13 protein-coding genes and 1 pseudogene are annotated in these 16,734 nt (G+C 40.0%); 5 read left to right on the forward strand and 9 right to left on the reverse strand.

Translation table 11 applies throughout. The features are described from left to right. Positions 1-139: 139 nt before the first annotated feature. Positions 140-337 (reverse strand): annotated as a pseudogene (locus CWB66_RS07595) (haloacid dehalogenase type II); the annotation flags it as partial. Further along, on the reverse strand, positions 337-987 hold the full coding sequence (locus CWB66_RS07600) for a peroxiredoxin-like family protein (protein ID WP_138584890.1): 651 nt from the start codon (positions 985-987) through the stop codon (positions 337-339). The pseudogene CWB66_RS07595 and the gene CWB66_RS07600, both read right to left, overlap by 1 nt. A gap of 122 nt (positions 988-1,109) precedes the next feature. Here CWB66_RS07600 and CWB66_RS07605 point away from each other — a divergent pair, with 122 nt between their 5' ends. Further along, a complete protein-coding gene (locus CWB66_RS07605) occupies positions 1,110-1,997 on the forward strand; it encodes a LysR family transcriptional regulator (RefSeq protein WP_138584891.1) in 888 nt (295 codons plus the stop codon). Here the strand turns inward: CWB66_RS07605 and CWB66_RS07610 are convergent. Further along, a complete protein-coding gene (locus CWB66_RS07610; RefSeq protein ID WP_138584892.1) occupies positions 1,983-2,492 on the reverse strand; it encodes a DUF2937 family protein in 510 nt (169 codons plus the stop codon). The two genes, CWB66_RS07605 and CWB66_RS07610, sit on opposite strands and share 15 nt — an antisense overlap. A gap of 107 nt (positions 2,493-2,599) precedes the next feature. On the opposite strand from CWB66_RS07610, the gene CWB66_RS07615 reads away from it, so the two are divergent. From CWB66_RS07615 to phnW, 4 genes are all read left to right on the forward strand, one after another. Then, a complete protein-coding gene (locus tag CWB66_RS07615; RefSeq protein WP_138584893.1) occupies positions 2,600-3,175 on the forward strand; it encodes a sigma-70 family RNA polymerase sigma factor in 576 nt (191 codons plus the stop codon). Beyond that, entirely contained in the window at positions 3,172-4,251 is a 1,080-nt protein-coding gene (locus CWB66_RS07620) for a FecR family protein (protein WP_138584894.1), read from the forward strand. The genes CWB66_RS07615 and CWB66_RS07620 overlap by 4 nt, the downstream gene beginning before the upstream one ends. A gap of 9 nt (positions 4,252-4,260) precedes the next feature. After that, entirely contained in the window at positions 4,261-7,296 is a 3,036-nt protein-coding gene (locus tag CWB66_RS07625) for a TonB-dependent receptor plug domain-containing protein (RefSeq protein ID WP_138584895.1), read from the forward strand. Positions 7,297-7,438: 142 nt separating this feature from the next. Further along, positions 7,439-8,542, forward strand: coding sequence for a 2-aminoethylphosphonate--pyruvate transaminase (gene phnW, locus CWB66_RS07630; RefSeq protein WP_138584896.1), 1,104 nt, complete (start codon positions 7,439-7,441; stop codon positions 8,540-8,542). A 35-nt stretch (positions 8,543-8,577) separates the two neighbouring features. Here the strand turns inward: phnW and CWB66_RS07635 are convergent, their stop codons facing one another. The 6 genes from CWB66_RS07635 to CWB66_RS07660 all read right to left on the reverse strand — a co-directional run bounded on the left by CWB66_RS07635 (position 8,578) and on the right by CWB66_RS07660 (position 16,442). Then, the gene (locus CWB66_RS07635) at positions 8,578-9,264 is read right to left on the reverse strand and encodes a GntR family transcriptional regulator (RefSeq protein WP_077539058.1); all 687 of its coding nucleotides are present in this window, start codon (positions 9,262-9,264) and stop codon (positions 8,578-8,580) included. Positions 9,265-9,430: 166 nt separating this feature from the next. Next, the gene (locus CWB66_RS07640) at positions 9,431-10,042 is read right to left on the reverse strand and encodes an HD domain-containing protein (protein WP_138584897.1); all 612 of its coding nucleotides are present in this window, start codon (positions 10,040-10,042) and stop codon (positions 9,431-9,433) included. A 6-nt stretch (positions 10,043-10,048) separates the two neighbouring features. After that, on the reverse strand, positions 10,049-11,449 hold the full coding sequence (locus tag CWB66_RS07645; RefSeq protein ID WP_138584898.1) for an FAD-dependent oxidoreductase: 1,401 nt from the start codon (positions 11,447-11,449) through the stop codon (positions 10,049-10,051). Then, the gene (gene phnX, locus CWB66_RS07650; RefSeq protein WP_054203539.1) at positions 11,449-12,258 is read right to left on the reverse strand and encodes a phosphonoacetaldehyde hydrolase; all 810 of its coding nucleotides are present in this window, start codon (positions 12,256-12,258) and stop codon (positions 11,449-11,451) included. Before phnX ends, CWB66_RS07645 begins: the two co-directional genes overlap by 1 nt. An 8-nt stretch (positions 12,259-12,266) precedes the next feature. After that, on the reverse strand, positions 12,267-13,577 hold the full coding sequence (locus CWB66_RS07655; protein WP_138584899.1) for a DUF5690 family protein: 1,311 nt from the start codon (positions 13,575-13,577) through the stop codon (positions 12,267-12,269). 45 nt (positions 13,578-13,622) lie between these two features. After that, positions 13,623-16,442: a TonB-dependent receptor gene (locus CWB66_RS07660; RefSeq protein ID WP_138584900.1), complete on the reverse strand. Its 2,820-nt coding sequence runs from the start codon at positions 16,440-16,442 to the stop codon at positions 13,623-13,625. Between the last annotated feature and the right edge of the window lie 292 nt (positions 16,443-16,734).

Raw genomic sequence — 16,734 nt, forward strand, 5'->3', positions numbered from 1 at the left:
ATCGTCCCTAGAAAGAACCCAAAGGGCAGCGCATGTTTGGCATTTATGCTGCGTTATCGCCTATTTATGGGGAATAACCACACTACATAGGCTCTGCCTTGCCTAAATACCAAACAGTCTGCTGCAAAATTAATCACGAAAGGTCAACACGCCCTAGTGCTTTACCTATTGATGTACGCATTGACGTTAGATCAAGTAGGGTTTCGTTTACATCAAAAATAAGCACTTTAGGTTTTGCTTGTTCTTTTGGTTCATCAGCTAAGGCGTAACCAGATACAAGGCTTGTGCCCACAAGTAGTGAAAGCGTAAGCGTTTTTAACGACTTTAAAATAGACATTAATTATCCTCCGATTCAAGTGCTGCCATAACATCAATAGGTTCTGCACGTAATGTGTAATCTTCATTTAAAAAGGCATAAGTAATAATACCCTCTTGATTAATTACATAAGTGGCAGGTAGCGGCAATTTAAAGCTTTTATCGCCATAGTAGTGTTCAAAATCAATGCCAAATTCGGTATATAACCTTTGAATACGCTCATCGAGTGTAAACAACAAACCAAATTGCTCAGCTACTTCATTACTAACATCTGAAAGTACATCAAATTCGAGATCGTTTTTTTGAGCCGTAGAGAGAGTTTCATCAGGCAACTGTGGTGATATAGCCACTAATTGAGCGCTTTGAGTTTTAAATTGCGGTAAGTAATCGTTAAGTGCCTTTAGCTCTAAATTACAATACGGACACCAACCACCTCGATAAAAGCTAATAATGACAGGGCCTTTTTGTAGTAAATCCGCAAGTTTAACGTTTTCGCCTTTATGATTTACTAAGCTGAAGTTCTCTACTTTTTGGCCAGTTTGCAACGCATTGTCTTTAATATGCTGTGCGATAAGCTCTTCGTTTGTGGTGTTCATTAATGCCAAAACATCAGCCGGTAATTTGGCCTCTTTTTGGATGTTGTAGGCATCTATTTGCGCTTTTAAACTCATGATTGAACCTCAATAATTAAACTGTATGACAGTATAGTGTTTTAGTTATTTAAATAAACATTGCAAAAGTGAAAGCTTCATTCGAAAATATTAAACATTGAAAAATGCTCAATGGCACCTTTATGTATAACTTAAGTGATTTAGAAACATTTATAGCTGTGGTTGAAAACAAAGGGGTACTTGCTGCTGCGCGCGAGCAACGTTTATCACCTGCAACGGTAAGCCATCGCTTGAGTAAATTAGAGCGCGAACTTGCTACCGTGCTTGTTTTTAGAGATAGCCGACGAATACGATTATCTCCCGCAGGAGAAATATTTTATACCCGAGTTGGCGCCATAATAGAAGCACTGCAGGACGCAGAGCATAGTATCGGTGCACGAAGTTCATCAGTGAGCGGTTTATTACGCGTGACTATGCCACCTTGGGTTTTTTCAAAATATGTAATGCCTAAACTTAATGAGTTAGAGCAGGCTTATCCTGAGCTAAAACTTGATTTTTTAATAACCGATCATTTTGTAAATGTGGTTGATGACGCGCAAGACGTGGCGATTCGGGTAGGGCAGTTAAATGACTCAGGATTGCTGTCGCGAAAAATAGTAAATAATAGCCGAATACTTTGCGCAGCGCCGAGTTATATAGAAAAACACGGTATGCCTAAAAATTTAATGCAGTTGAGCGAACATTATTGGGTATGTTTGCCGTGGCAACGGCAATTAAAACTGTTTGACGAACACAAAAAAATACATACTTTTAATGCTAAAACTCGTTTTACTATTTCAAACTCAGACAACATGACTCAAGCTGCTATTGCAGGACATGGCATTGCAATTAAATCAAAAATAGCCATTAACGAGGAGCTTAAAAATGGCACTTTAGTTGAAATAATGGCGGGTGTGATGGCGCAAAGTGACGCGCCAGTGTGGTTTTTACGGCCGCAAAATAGTTTAACCACTCGCAAAACCGATGTATTTTATGATTTTATGAAATCGCTATTTTTAAGCTGTAAATAATCGCAGGTACGCGCGTTTTATTCCTGTTAAAACTAGATAACCACTAAGCTCTGCGAGTAGGGCTATAATAATGGCTGCAATAACAGCGGCTGTAATTGAGTCCTGCTTTAAAATAATTTGTCCTTCAAAACGTTGCCATACTTGTTGTTTTATATCACTTAAATTACTGGTGAGTGTAAATAAATAGGGCGACTTTGAAAATGCATTAACGGCAGTTTGCAATGTTTGCTGGCGAGTATTGAGTGCATCAATATTGTTTGCACCTTTACCGACAATATCATCATCTAAATTTTGATAGTGCTTGATTAGTTTCTCTAAGTCATTGTTAAAGTACTGTGCGGCATCATTTTTAAATGGTGCAATTGCTTTATTGGCTTCAATGAGTTGTGCATTTAGGGCCTGTCCAAAGTCGCTTACAAATGCAGGAATTTGCACACCTAAAAGCAAGCCGCAGGCAAAAAAGCTTAATCGAATATAATCTAAAAATTTACTCATTTATCTTTCTATCCATATAAATAACCCAAAGTTAACATTTTGCTTGTTTTTATGCTCAAAACTCGTAATCTACTAGTAATAAAAATAACAACAGGTGGATGTTAAGGATGACGAAAAAAGTAACGTTTACGTCAACATTTGTTGATATTTCAAGTCAACTTAAGCGTTTTGTTTCTCGTATAGTTCAGCCCGATGACGTAGAAGACATTGTGCAAGAAACGTTTATAAAAAGCTACGAAGCCGATTTAAAACAAGATATTCAATTTACCCGCAGTTACATGCTTAAAACAGCAAAGCATTTAGCACTTAATCATATTGCTAAGTGGGATAACAAATTTAACGAATCTTTAGAGCAAAACAGCGAATTGCCCATGTTGCTTAAATCAATGCAGCTTGAGGATGAATACACCTCTAAAGAGCGCTTTTTACTTTTTTGTAGAGCCACAGAACAGCTTAGTGCCTCGATTCGTAAATGCTTTATATTAAAAAAAGTATACGGTATGAGCCAAAAAGAAATAGCAGAAAACATGCAGCTAAGCCAAAGTACGGTGGAAAAGCATATAGCAAAGGGATTATTACAAACCCTATTGTATATGCGAGAGCATGACCAAAATATTAATTCACAAAACAACACTACGCCAGCTTCATTGCAACCGTTGTCAACACAGAGAGTTGCAAAATGAGCAATGTGCATCCATTTACTTCAAAAAACGTAATTTTAGAAAAAGCCTGTACATGGGTAAGTGCTATTGATCGTGGGCTTAGCAATGAAGAAAAAGAACAATTTAAGCTGTGGATGCTGCAAAGTGCCGCGCATCAAGACGCAGTATACGAAATTGCCCAATTGTGGGATGAACTTTCTGTGTTAAATGAATTAAGCATTTTATTCCCACAACACAATAGTGCTAACCACTCTAAAAGCAAGTGGGTTGTTCCATATTCTATTGCGGCAAGTTTATTTGCAGCGTTAATGGTTTGCAGCTATTTATTGGTTAATTTAGAAAATGACTTTGATAAAGAGTTAGCTAAAGTCAATTACACTAAAATTTATCAAACTAAAGTGGGCGAACAAGCAACCTATGTCTTACCCGATGGGACTATTGTGCAGTTAAATACGAACAGTATGTTAGAAGTTGCTTATAGCAAAGGGCGCAGGCAATTATTACTCAATAAGGGGGAAGGGCGTTTTAACGTGGCAAAAGATGTATCGCGTCCATTTAGTGTTATGGCGGGTGATAAGAGCTTTACTGCGTTAGGCACGGTATTTAATGTACAACGCAATACTTCATCAGATTTAGAGCTCGTGGTTACCGAAGGCAAAGTGATGATCACCGATCCAAGTGTCGCGGTTGATGCTAACGACTTTAAAGCGTACCAACTTGCTGACAACAGCACACAAAAAATTCGTCAAATTAATGCTAATATTGTTACTTCTGGCGAAAAAGCGGTTATTGAACAAAGTATAACAAAACCAATAACGCAGCTTTCTGTAGATGATGTACAACGTGACTTAGCATGGCAAAATGGGATGTTAATTTTTAACGGGGAGCAATTAGGTGACGCTTTAAACGAGGTGAGTCGCTATACTGCTACGCGCTTTGAATTATCGTCTGCAGAGCTTGCTAAAATTAAAGTGGCAGGCGTATTTAGAGCTGGCGACGTAGCCGGCTTACTTGAGAGCTTACAAACTAACTTTTCAATTGACCATGAACGTTTAGGCGAGCATGTGGTAAGTCTTAAATACCAGACAAAATCATAAGTAGCAGCTATGCAAATCAAACATATGTTAGATAAAGTTGCATCTATAGAGATCACACGTAAAAAAAATATTAAAAAAAAGAAACAAAGCCATAGAGGATTTTTGTTTGTCAGTTGTTTATATAAGTTGCGCAGTAACCATACGCATTTATTGGGTGGTTTAAGTGTGCTTGCCCCTGCGATTTTTACTATCAGTGTGCAAGCCACGACTCAAACCACTGGGCAAATGGTGCAATTTGATATAAAAGCGCAGCGAGCAGACAAAGCCTTAATTGAATTTGCTAAGCAAACCGAGCAAACAGTGGTGTTTTCTTATGAGTTGGCAAAGCAATATGATGCAAATTCAGTGTATGGATTTTATACCCAGCTAGATGCATTAGCAGCATTGCTAGGTGGAACTGAGCTCGATGCGGTTGTTGATCAAAATGGATTACTGAGTATAAAACTCAAACAAATCAACAGGAATGATAACAACATGATGAAGCTTTCAGCGGTCAGTGCAGCCATATTACCCGCGTTACTTGCGGTAAATTCACAAGGTGTCAATGCAGCACAAGAAGTTGCTCAAGAAAAAATTGAAAAAATTGCTATTGTCGGTAGCCGCGTAGCAGGGCGTTCAGTTGAAGATTTACCCGTTCCAGTAGATATTTTAAGTGCTGAAGCGCTTGAAAACACAGGCCAAACCGAAGTTGGCCGTATGTTACAGTCTATTGCCCCTTCATTTAACTTTTCAAGCTCGTCAATTAGTGATGGTACCGATGCATTAAGACCTGCCACACTGCGTGGTTTGGGTCCAGATCAAACACTCGTGTTGATCAACGGTAAACGTCGCCACCAAGCAAGTATTATTCATATCAATACATCAGTAGGACGTGGTACTGCGGGGACTGATATGAATGCAATTCCAGCCTCTGCTATTAAACGCATTGAAGTACTGCGTGATGGCGCTGCGGCCCAATATGGCTCTGATGCAATTGCCGGTGTTATTAATATTGTTCTTAAAGATGGTAGCGAAGGCGGTAAAGCGGCTATCAATTATGGTCAATATTCAGAAGGTGATGGCGAAACGATTAATGTTGATTTTAATAAAGGCTTTGCGCTTGGCGATGACGGTTATTTAAATGCAACAATTAATTACCGCGACCGTTCGCCAACTAACCGTGCTGGTTTACATGGCTCTTGCCAATTTTACGGTTGTACAGAGCTAAGTGACGGTACTTTATTAGCTGGTGATCCGCGTGAAGTGACCGCAGACAGAGATACATTTAGAATTGGTGATGCCGACTCTCAACAGTTTGGTTTAACAATTAATACAGGTTATGAGTTAGGTGATGGCGAGCTTTATGGTTTTATTACTTACTCGACGCGTGATAACGAATCGGCTGCGTTTTTCCGTCATAATGCAAATGCGGGCGGTAACCCAGTACTACAAGATAACGATGCGACAATTCCGTTAGGTTTCTTACCAAAAATAAACACCACTATCGATGACATTTCCTATAACTTCGGTTATAAAACACAGTTTGATAATGATGCAAGCCTAGACTTATCTTACACTTACGGTGAAAATAGTATTGATTACACAACAAGTGACACAATCAATGCTTCATACGCTAACTTTTTACGTTATGACCAAGGTTTAAGTGCTGCAGATATTCGTACAACAATCCCTCGTGAAGCATATGCATATGGTATGGAGTTATCACTGCAAACCATCAATCTTGATTTTACGCAAAACTTTGATGATTACTCTTTAGCGATGGGCGCCGAAATTCGTACTGACGAATACCGTATTTTAGAAGGTAATGAATACGCATACCGCGATTACGATACAAATAACGGGGTAAGTATTTACAACGGGTTAAGTGGTGGTGTAGGGAGTGAAAACGCATCTGGTGGCACGCAAGGTTTTGGTGGTTCATCTCCTGCTTCATCTGTTGATGAGTCGCGTGATGTCATTTCATTTTACATAGACGCAGAAGCATATGTGATAGACGATGTCATTTTATCGGGCGCACTTCGCTACGATAACTACAAAGGCTTTGGTGATACTGTTAACTTTAAACTAGCGGGTAACTGGTCAGTTACTGAGGATATTTCACTACGCGGTGCATTAAGCTCAGGCTTTAGAGCCCCGTCTATGCAACAGTTATACTTTAATAATATTAGTACGCAGTTTGTTGTCGGTCCAAATGGTACATTGGTTGCTGAAGAAGTGGGGACATTCAGAAATGATTCAACACTTGCGCAAAGTTTAGGTATTCCAAAACTGACAGAAGAAAAATCTCAAAATCGCAGTTTAGGTATTGTGTATAACGTAACTGATAATATTAACGTGACGGTTGATTACTACTCGATAGATATTGACGATCGTATTGTTATCAGTAATCGTTTAGGCAAAGGGCTTTCTTCTAGCTTAGATGCCGCACTAGTTAGCTCTGGTGCCGGTGCGGGTCAGTTTTTCTTAAATGGTGCTGATACTGAAACGCGTGGTATCGATTTTGTAGCAACATGGAATACAGAAGGTTTAGGCGGCACACTTGATTTTACACTTGCTGCTAACTTTACTAAAACTGATGTTGTGTCGTTATTTACACCAGCAGGTTCAGGTTTAGAAACAGTGCCGGTTGAAGATGTATTCTCAGATCAAGAAATTTCAATCATCGAAGAATGGCAACCAGAGGATCGTATTAACTTAAGTGCGCTTTATCAACGCGATGATTGGACGGTTAATTTATCGCTCAATCGCTTTGGTGAATACACGGTTGAAGATGGTGGCAGCCAAACGTATTCAGCAGAAATTTTGACTGATATTAAAGTGAATTACTTTGTTACAGAAGACCTATCTGTCAACATTGGTGCTAACAATTTGTTTGATGTCTATCCTGACAAAAACAAAATAGGTAATTCACGTTCAGGTACCATTGTCGATGCAAATGGTAATACTATTGTAAGTAGCCCTGGTGTATTTGAGTACTCACGCCGTTCAGCGCCATTTGGCTTTAATGGTGCTTATTACTATATCGGCGCAGAATACCGTTTTTAATAAATAACTCTCCCTTTGTTATTTAACAACCTAAGGGCCGAAAGGCCCTTTTTTTGCTTTGATCTGTCATAAAAATTTCACTGTTTTTTCAAGTTAAAATCTTCAATACTGTCTGGACTAGACCAGATTGAATGGAATAACTATGAATGATTATTTATTACTAACCCCAGGGCCGCTAAGTACTTCTGATACAGTAAAAAAAGCGATGCTAAAGGATTGGTGTACATGGGACGATGAATATAACCAAGGTGTAGTTCAGGCAATTAGAGCTAAGTTGGTGGCACTTGCTACGGCACATCCAGGTTACACCAGTGTGCTAATGCAAGGCAGCGGAACAGCGAGTGTAGAGTCTGCTCTTGGTAGCTTAATAAAAAGCAGTGATAAATTGTTGGTTATTAATAATGGGGCATATGGTGAGCGAATAGGCGAAATTGCTGCCTATTTGAATATTAACACACACATTATCAATTACACCGAAACCCAACTACCGAATGTAGCTGATATTGAAGCTGTTTTACTAAACGACTCTGACATTACGCATATAGCAATGGTTCACTGCGAAACAACCACGGGTATGTTAAATCCAGCCGAAGCCTTGGGGCAGTTGGCCAAAACGTATAACAAGGTGTTTGTTTTAGATGCAATGAGCAGTTTTGGCGGGATCCCTTTCGATTTGGCTGATTGGCATGTTGATGTGATGATTAGCTCGGCAAATAAATGTATTCAAGGTGTACCAGGTTTTGGTTTTGTGATTTGCAAACACCATCTTATAGCGCAAAGCGAAGGCGTTTCACGTTCCCTTTCTTTAGATCTCTTTGCACAGTGGCACTGTATGGAGAAAAACAATGGTAAGTGGCGTTTTACTTCACCAACTCATGTCGTACGGGCTTTTTATCAGGCATTAGTCGAACTTGAAGAAGAGGGAGGGATCACAGAGCGTTATAAACGTTACAAGGAAAACCAGCACATTCTTGTCACGGGAATGAAAAAGCTTGGTTTTTCTCCTTTATTAAATACGTCAGTGCATTCACCGATTATTACCTCGTTTTTATCGCCAACAGGACAGGATTACGACTTTAAAACGTTTTATAATGCACTAAAAAACCAAGGATTTGTGATTTATCCGGGTAAAGTGTCGGATGCGGATTGCTTTCGTATTGGTAACATTGGCCACGTATTTGCAGCTGATATGCATCGCTTGCTTGACGCCGTAGCAAGTAATCTTTATTGGCAAGATACAGTATAAATTGAGCAATAAAAGCGATACTAGAAGTATCGCTTTTATTGGCCTTCGACAATCATTTCAATCGCATTGTGTAACCAATATTCAATATTATGATCAACCAATTTTTGTTGCTCATCAAAACGTTGACGCACTACTTTTAAGCATGGTGTACCACTGTTTTTTTCAAGCATCTCGCAGACATCGTCAGGAAGCACCGTTACGCTAATAATGCTCTGTTCTTTTACTACATTTGTTGCATATTGTTTGGCCATGATCTCGGTAATTGAGCTATTTAACGAATGCTTATTAAGACCGTCAAAGCGCTGTGCATCACAAAAAATGTCTTCAAACATAACTGCACGATTGTCCAAGCTACGCACACGCTGTAGATGATATAGACTCTGTGCGCTAAAGATATCGGTAAAATTAATGTTATCAATTTTGTTCACACTCACTAAACGTGTTTGTGCTGTGAAGCCTTGCTGCTTAGCAAGTTCGTAGAAGTTAACTTTTGTTGCGGGATGCCATTTTAGTTTATGTGGAGTGACAAACCAGCCTTTTCGTTTTTGACTATAAATTAATCCTTCTGCTTCTAATCGGATCAATGCTTCACGCACAGTAATACGTGTAGAATTAAAGTGCTCTTGTAAAGCCCGCTCTGAGGGCAGCTTACTGCCCGTAGCAATTTCGTCTTGCTGGAGTAGGGTGAGGATATAATTGCGAATTTCTTGAAATAAAAGCATAGTTTTATGTTTACCGTTCATTGACTTGAGGTGTGAATAATTAACCCATCTCAAACGACCACTGTTAACGCTTATAGCATTCAGTTTATATTATTAAATCAGTATGTTAATAAATATCTTAACCAAAATTTAGGTTAATTATTTGCCAGCTTAGTTTAGGGTCAGTTTATCTTTCTAGGTTAAATTTTTTTGCGTATGCACTAACGTGCTGTAAGTACAGCTCAATTTTTTGTAACCAGTATGACAGAGCTGATGTAACCATATCTGGATCTTTACCTGCATCATCGAGATGACGTAATGTAAGTAAATCTTCAAAGTCAGGTTGGTTTTCAAAAACCTGTTGCTGATGTTTTGTTAATCCATCTCCTTGTTGCTGTAGTGTTTTTCGACTTGCGGTTGACAGTAAAGCACGATAGCACTTTGAAGTTGACACCAAATAACGCTTGGCCTGCACATGATATTGCACCATCCGGACCACTGCATGACTAAAATTGTGAGCTTTTAAAAAATCAGCTCCAAGCTGGCTATGATGAATATAGCCTTGTTGATTCATATCTGATTTTTGCTGGTGCTGTGCAATTAAGTGGCCAATATCATGTAAAAATGCGGCAATCACAATATCATCCTTGTGACCTTGGCGTTGCGCTAATGAGGCACATTGTGCACCGTGAGCAAACTGCGAACAGGCTTCATCGTAGTGAATATTCCCGTAAGTGAGATATAAAAAACTAATTTCTGCTACTGTTGAAGCAATGGCAGGAAAATCTTGTTTAGACATTGTATATTACCTGAGTGATTGCGTGTCAACTTTTGCTGCACTACCGCTGAGTTTAGCTAAGTAGCAGTCGATTTTATGCGGTTGCAAGTTTAAATCTTCAGCCAACTCTTTACGGCGAATAGCATTACGCACAATATAGGCGCCAGCGGTACGAATAGGCTCTATTGGGAATTGCTTAAGCGGCTGATTTACTAATCCGCAGTGTTGCCATTGTGGATTATTATTAAGCACCATAGCTGAGAGTATTTTTGCGCCTAAATAAGACTGAACAATACCATTACCAGAATAACCACCTGCATAAAGCACTTGCGGATGTGCGTTTAAATGCCCGAAAAAAGGAAAGCCAGTGGCACTTCTGTCAGATGGCCCAGTCCATGTGCGTTCGATAGGCAGTTCATGCCCTTTGAAAAAATGAGCCAATGAGCTATTAAGTAATTTTTTATAGTGACTTGGTTGGTCAAATTTGGGGTGTACTTTATTACCATAACTGAAAAAATTTCCACCTTTGCCAAGCATTAAACGCCCATCTGAGGTGCTGCGGTAATAGTTAACAAAAGTGCGAGAATCAATAATTGCACTACCATGGTTTAACTTGAGCTGCTCAAGCACATCAGGTATTGGTTTGGTGATGATCATGTCACTTGAAACCAAGACTACTGAGCGGGAAAACTGGCTTTGTAAAGTGGGTAGCCACGCATTAACAGCAAAGATAAGGGTATTACAAACTAATGCCCCTTGATTGGTGGTGACATTTATTGGCTCATGCCCATGATGCTGTTTATAACGACAATGCTCAATAACATCAACCCCCATTTGTTGGGCAACACGCTTAAGCCCTCTGACTAATTTTGCTGGTTGGATACTGCCGCCATGAGCAGAAAAATGAGCATGCAAATTTTGTTTTGAGCCTGTTTGTAACAGTTGCTCAGCAGTGCACTTTTGCCAAGAATTGAGTTTAAATTGATCTAAACAATCCAAAGCGTTATCAAGCAAGCCCAGTTGTGCACGGTTAGAGGCGGTATAAAAACATCCGTCAATTCTGCAGTCACAGTCAATACCTTGTTCTTTTGTGAATGCGCTTATTTCATGCACGGCTAGTTCAGATTGCTTAACTAAAAATAGCGCGTTATCTAAACCAACAAGCTTAATTAGGCTAGGAAGCTTTGTTGACCAGGTTAGCATTGCGCCGCCATTTCGCCCAGATGCGCCTTGGCCGCATAATCCTTGCTCAATAATGGTTACTTTTTTTGTAGGATGTTGCTGTTTAATATTGATTGCAGTCCAAAGGCCGGTGAACCCGCCACCAATAATGCACACATCAGTGTGATGCCCTTGGGGTAATAAATGAAAAGGCGCAGCGGCCTCCTCATTTATAGCGCTATCAAACCAAAAAGGTTGATATGTCATTAAGGGCGCTCTCCACGTGCAAGTCTTGCTTCAATTTGCATAAGAATAGGCTCAATATCAGCGAGTGAATCAATCACGTAATGTGCGCCACTGTAATAAAGTTGTTGGTAGGCTGTACGGGTAAGTTCATCTTGTTCGGTTTGTGAACATGCTTGCCATTGTGACTCTGTTAGGCCCACTGCATTGCCTGTTAATGCAACGCCGACTGTCCACATTCCGGCGTTTAAGCCTTCTGCAATACCAGGTGCTGAGTCGTCGACTTTAACGCAATGTGCGACATTGCTGATCCCCAATACATTTACATTTTCAAGGGCCATCCAAGGACCAGGGCGAGATCCCGCTGATAATTCATCGCTGCCCACGCTGTGATCGGGTTTATAACCATATTCAGCCGCCGCAACTTCTAATATATCCATAACTTGGCGAGGATAACCTGAGCAACTGCCTATTTTCAAACCTTGTTGCTTTAAGCGATTTAACACCGGTAATACCCCTGCAATTGGCATTGCTCGCTCAGCGACTTTGGCTTTTTGTAATGGCATAAAAGTCTCGTAAATATGATCAATTTGGTCATTACTCATAGGCGCACCAAACTGTGTTTGCCAACGCGCTTTAATATCGGCAAGTGATCCTAATGTTGCGATGTGATCCCATTTACCCATACCCATTGGAATGCGCGCTTCTTGTAAACTGATTTCGAAATTAAACGCGGTTTTAAATGCTTCAACAAAAATGGTGGTTGGAGCAACTGAGCCATGATCAACAACCGTGCCGGCCCAATCTAAAATGAGTGCTTCTAACTTTGTCATAATGTTCCTTAAATATTTATAGAGGCCAATGTTGGCGCAGGTGTTTTTTGTGTAGATAAACGAATTGAAAAGTAACTTAACGAGCACAGAACTAAAAACCCAGCCACAGTGCCGACCCAATAACTGGCCGTAATAAAGAAGTTCAGCCAACTGATTTCAGGCATTACAAAGGTGCGATAGAGTAAAATGCCCACAGAGCCTAAATAGCCAGCAGAGTCGGCTAGATATATTAAAAACCCTGCGTTAGCTGTTGAACCAACGGCCGAAATCATTCGATCAAATAAGAAGCAGTTATAGGGAATGTAGCTAATATAAAGGCCTGCACCGAGTAACACCATCCAGGCTTTGGCGCTAAGTAATTGACTTTCAAAAGCCAAAGTGCTGCTTATAAGTAAGCAAGCGCCAAATAATATAAATGCATGATTAACGTAAAATGCGGTTTTATTATTTTTCACCAGTACCATTGCGCCCAAAGCGATTAGTACGATGAGTGCCATACGGATCCCCGCATAAGCAAAAATAGCAGGCTCTTGCCCGTACCCCAGTGCTTGCCATATTTCTGCTGCAAAGTTGTCACGAAAATCACGAAAGCCTGTAAAGAGTAAAAAGCTCAATATCAAAGCGCTGATACCAAACCAATAACGTTTAAAAAACTGCCAGCGTGCTTTGGCATCCATAGGTAAGCGCTGTTGACGGGCTTGCTGATCTGCCAAGGTTGGATCAGGTAATAATGTTAAACATTTAACACTCAGTAATAGTATCGGCAAAAAAAGCGCGCCGGTTGCAGCAGGCATCCACAGTTCAGGCACATTTAAAGTGTCAATTAGCCATTTACCAACACTTCTGACTAAACCAGAGGCGAGAATAAAGGTAACACTGAGCACCGCACCAAGAATTTCAGAGGTGCGTCTGCCTTCTAAAAAGCTAAACACTATTCCCCAAATCATGCCAAGCGATAAACCGTTAAAAAACAGCCAGACAATATTAAAACCAACCGGTGTGATGGCAAATAAAATCAGCGATAATTCGGCACCCGCGATCATGGCAATGATCGCTAGACCGCGTTGTTGGTGACGCATTTCTGCAATGACCTTAACGCCTATAAACTTAGCGCATAGATAGCCTAAAACTTGTGAAAGAATTAAAGCTATTTTAAAGCTGACTTGCCAGCTAGGATCGTCAAACTCGGTGTAACTATTTACAGTAAAGGGCTTTCGAAAAGCGTACATACAAAAGTAAGTCATAAACGCAGAGCTGGCGGCGAATAAAACAAAGCCAATACCGTGAGCACGTTTTAGCCATTGTGGTTGAGTAAACATAAAGCAGTCCTTTGCGGAGCATAGCCCCGCACAACATAAAAGTGATCAGAATTGGTAATTAATGCCAATCATGCCACGCACACCGTAATATTCGACTTGCAAAGGGCGACTCTCATCGCCTAAGTAATATTTAAGTGGCTCGTTAGTTAGATTGTTTAACTCTAAATAGACTAATGCATTATCGTTAAGCTGATATGACGTAGTAAAATCAACACTGGTGTTATCGCCATAATAGCTATCAGACTGTGAGTTGCTGCCATGCTCTTCGATATATTCGCCTTTATAGTTAAGCGCAATACGCGCAGCAAAAAATGAATCATCGTAGTACAAGGTAAAGTTATATAAGTTATCGGCTTGGCGTGAAATTGCGACCTTGTCGGCTCTGCCTGGGATGCTCATTTGTGAATCCATAAATGTAGCATTGACCATAACGCCCACACTTTCCAAAGCAGGATTAATAAAGGCTAAGTCACGATTAAAAGCCATTTCAACTCCAGCAAGCCATGCACTATCCCCATTTTCTGGGCGAATAATATTGACGCTACTTTTGTTGCCAAACTTACCCATTGAGCTACTTTGAAAAATAGGGTCGCTGATATCTTTGTAGAACACCCCTGCAGAAATTAAACCGACTCTTTCAAAAAAGTACTCAGCCATAAAGTCGAGATTATTTGAATAAGTAGGATCAAGCTCTGGATTACCAGTAACAAGTTCGTTTTCTGCTTCTAAATAAGTTGCGCCAGGGGTAAGGGAGCCAAAATCAGGACGAGAAAATGAGCGAGTTAACGCTAAGCGATAGTTTGTTTGCTCATCAAAATGATAGGTAAGGTGCAATGCTGGTAACACAGAGAGATAATCGTTACTTGCGCTGCTAGGGATGACTTTATCCTCGTCGGCTAAATACAGGTAACCGTCAACTTTCGTATCGGTTTGTGTTAACCGTAATCCACCTAACATTTCCCACTGGCTATTAAAGGTATAAGTTGCCATTGCGTATAACGATGCGTGCTGTTCACTCACATCAAAATTACGACCAAGTGCACCGCCATTTTCGATTAAAGCAGACTCACTCTTATCGAGTACAAATTTTTCTTTATTTTTATTCCAAAATTGTGCCAAAGCATCAGTTGCGGCAACCTGCGAAAATTGACTTTGATAGTCAACATTTAGCTCATTTAAGTAGTCATTTCTGCCTGGTTGGTCTGACAAACTAAAGTCACTTAACGTAGGTGCTACGCCATACTGAGCTTCATCCCATGCGTAAAACTCATCACTAAAACGCGCTACGCGTTCTTTATCACGATATTTAGCACCTACTTTTAATATTAAATCGCTGTCTAGTTGCCATTCAAAATCTGTGCTGGCGACAATTTTATCTTTTTCGTTAACGAATACTTTATAAAGCTCTACCCAAGAGAGCTTTGCTTTACTGGGATCGAATGAAAACCCATTGGGTAAGTGATTACTGATTGCATTCCAAGGATCGCTGCCGTTATCAACCGTGTTATAGGCATAATTTTTACCCGTTCCACGGTCTTCTAGACCTTGATAGCCGACATCTTTTTGATCAAATCGCACGACAAAATAGCTGTTGTCATCGGTATTAGGTGTATCACCATAACGAAACTCGTTTTCGTAACTAGAGAGTTTCCATGAGAGGGTTTTGTCGTAACCGAAGTAGTGCTCACCGGCAATCTCGAAACCGGTCATTTCAGTGATTAATTCATTTCGAATATGTTGTACTTCTGCGCGATTTTTATCAAAGCGCATGCGGTGTTTGTAATGCGTTTCATCATCTATTAGTGTGCCATACATAGCTGTAGCACTTAAAGTTCCCTGCTCTAACTGATATTCAATAGCACCATTTAGGCCATAGGTTTCGCGTGTACCCGTGTAATCACGTAGTTCTAATCGATAAATACCTAAGCCGTCATTACCGCGACGAGGTTCATAGTTATCAGTAGCCCAATCTCGTTGCCAAGCGGTCGCATTAATTAAGAACCCTAACTTGTCATCAAGCAGTCTGTCTCCGTAAAGTACATTAGCTGAGTAATTTGTACCATCAGCTAACTCATTTTGGCCAATAGCAAGATTGGTATTAAATACAAAATCATCGGGTGCTTTTTTGGTTACAAAGTTTACGTTGCCGCCAATCGCATCGCCTTCAATATCAGGTGTAAGTGCTTTAGATACCTCAACAAATTCAATCAGTTCACTGGGGAAAAAGTCAAATGCAGTGGCGCGGCTGGTGGTTTCTTCCTCGGCGGTAGGTAAACGATCGCCATTTATACTTGCAGAGCTCCACTGTGCTGGTAAACCGCGAACGGCAACAAAGCGACCTTCGCCTTGATCTCGCTCAATTGAGACACCAGGGATACGTTGCACTGCCTCAGCAGCATTTCTGTCGGGGAGTTTACCAATGCCATCTGCAGAGATTATATTTTTAATGCTTTTAGCATTTTTTTGGTTATTTGCAGCGGCCATTTCACCACGTTGAATTTGTCCTACGGCAATAATTTCTTCAATAGCATTGTCGTTTGTTACTGCAAAGAGAGTGATTGGTTTTAGTTTTTTTACCTCATCTTCTGCAATATTTATATCAATTAAATAAGGTTGATACCCTAAGTAAGATACTTTCAATTGATAGCTACCCGCATCAAGCTTAGGTAGTTCAAATTGGCCTTGATAGTTGGTAACCGTACTTTTATCAGTGCCTACAATACTAATTAACGCACCTGATAAATGTGTTTTATTATCTTTTACCGTACCTACAAATGTTGCGTTTTGAGCTATGGCATTACAAGTGATGAATAACGGGCTGGTACACAGTAATACTGCCGTTGCTATTGCGTGTCGTTTTATCATTAAATGAACCTCATGTTTTCTGGTCTAGTCCAGATTGGTGAGGTTAATAATAGAACGCTATTTTTACAAAGATGTGACGAAAAAAATTTAAATCAAAAAAAATGAAGAAAAATAGTATTTAATCTGAATTCTGGTTAAGAGATTTACTAACATATTGAATCATGGTGATATTTAAATTTATTTTCTCTAGCCAGAGATTTTCAGTGAAAACAAGGCGAATTTACACGTCAATAGCGGGCCTATTGCAAGAAAATTCATCACTGTTAGCGCTCAAAATAGCTGATAGAGATTG

This window comes from Pseudoalteromonas sp. S558 (assembly GCF_005886635.1).
In the GTDB taxonomy this organism is placed as follows: domain Bacteria; phylum Pseudomonadota; class Gammaproteobacteria; order Enterobacterales; family Alteromonadaceae; genus Pseudoalteromonas; species Pseudoalteromonas aliena.

Coding starts and splice junctions, on each gene's coding strand:
- CWB66_RS07660 (WP_138584900.1), bottom strand. CDS start 16,442: ATGATAAAACGACACGCAATAGCAACGGCAGTATTACTGTGTACCAGC.
- CWB66_RS07640 (WP_138584897.1), bottom strand. CDS start 10,042: ATGTCTAAACAAGATTTTCCTGCCATTGCTTCAACAGTAGCAGAAATT.
- phnW (WP_138584896.1), top strand. CDS start 7,439: ATGAATGATTATTTATTACTAACCCCAGGGCCGCTAAGTACTTCTGAT.
- CWB66_RS07610 (WP_138584892.1), bottom strand. CDS start 2,492: ATGAGTAAATTTTTAGATTATATTCGATTAAGCTTTTTTGCCTGCGGC.
- phnX (WP_054203539.1), bottom strand. CDS start 12,258: ATGACAAAGTTAGAAGCACTCATTTTAGATTGGGCCGGCACGGTTGTT.
- CWB66_RS07605 (WP_138584891.1), top strand. CDS start 1,110: ATGTATAACTTAAGTGATTTAGAAACATTTATAGCTGTGGTTGAAAAC.
- CWB66_RS07645 (WP_138584898.1), bottom strand. CDS start 11,449: ATGACATATCAACCTTTTTGGTTTGATAGCGCTATAAATGAGGAGGCC.
- CWB66_RS07655 (WP_138584899.1), bottom strand. CDS start 13,577: ATGTTTACTCAACCACAATGGCTAAAACGTGCTCACGGTATTGGCTTT.
- CWB66_RS07620 (WP_138584894.1), top strand. CDS start 3,172: ATGAGCAATGTGCATCCATTTACTTCAAAAAACGTAATTTTAGAAAAA.
- CWB66_RS07600 (WP_138584890.1), bottom strand. CDS start 987: ATGAGTTTAAAAGCGCAAATAGATGCCTACAACATCCAAAAAGAGGCC.
- CWB66_RS07625 (WP_138584895.1), top strand. CDS start 4,261: ATGCAAATCAAACATATGTTAGATAAAGTTGCATCTATAGAGATCACA.
- CWB66_RS07615 (WP_138584893.1), top strand. CDS start 2,600: ATGACGAAAAAAGTAACGTTTACGTCAACATTTGTTGATATTTCAAGT.
- CWB66_RS07635 (WP_077539058.1), bottom strand. CDS start 9,264: ATGCTTTTATTTCAAGAAATTCGCAATTATATCCTCACCCTACTCCAG.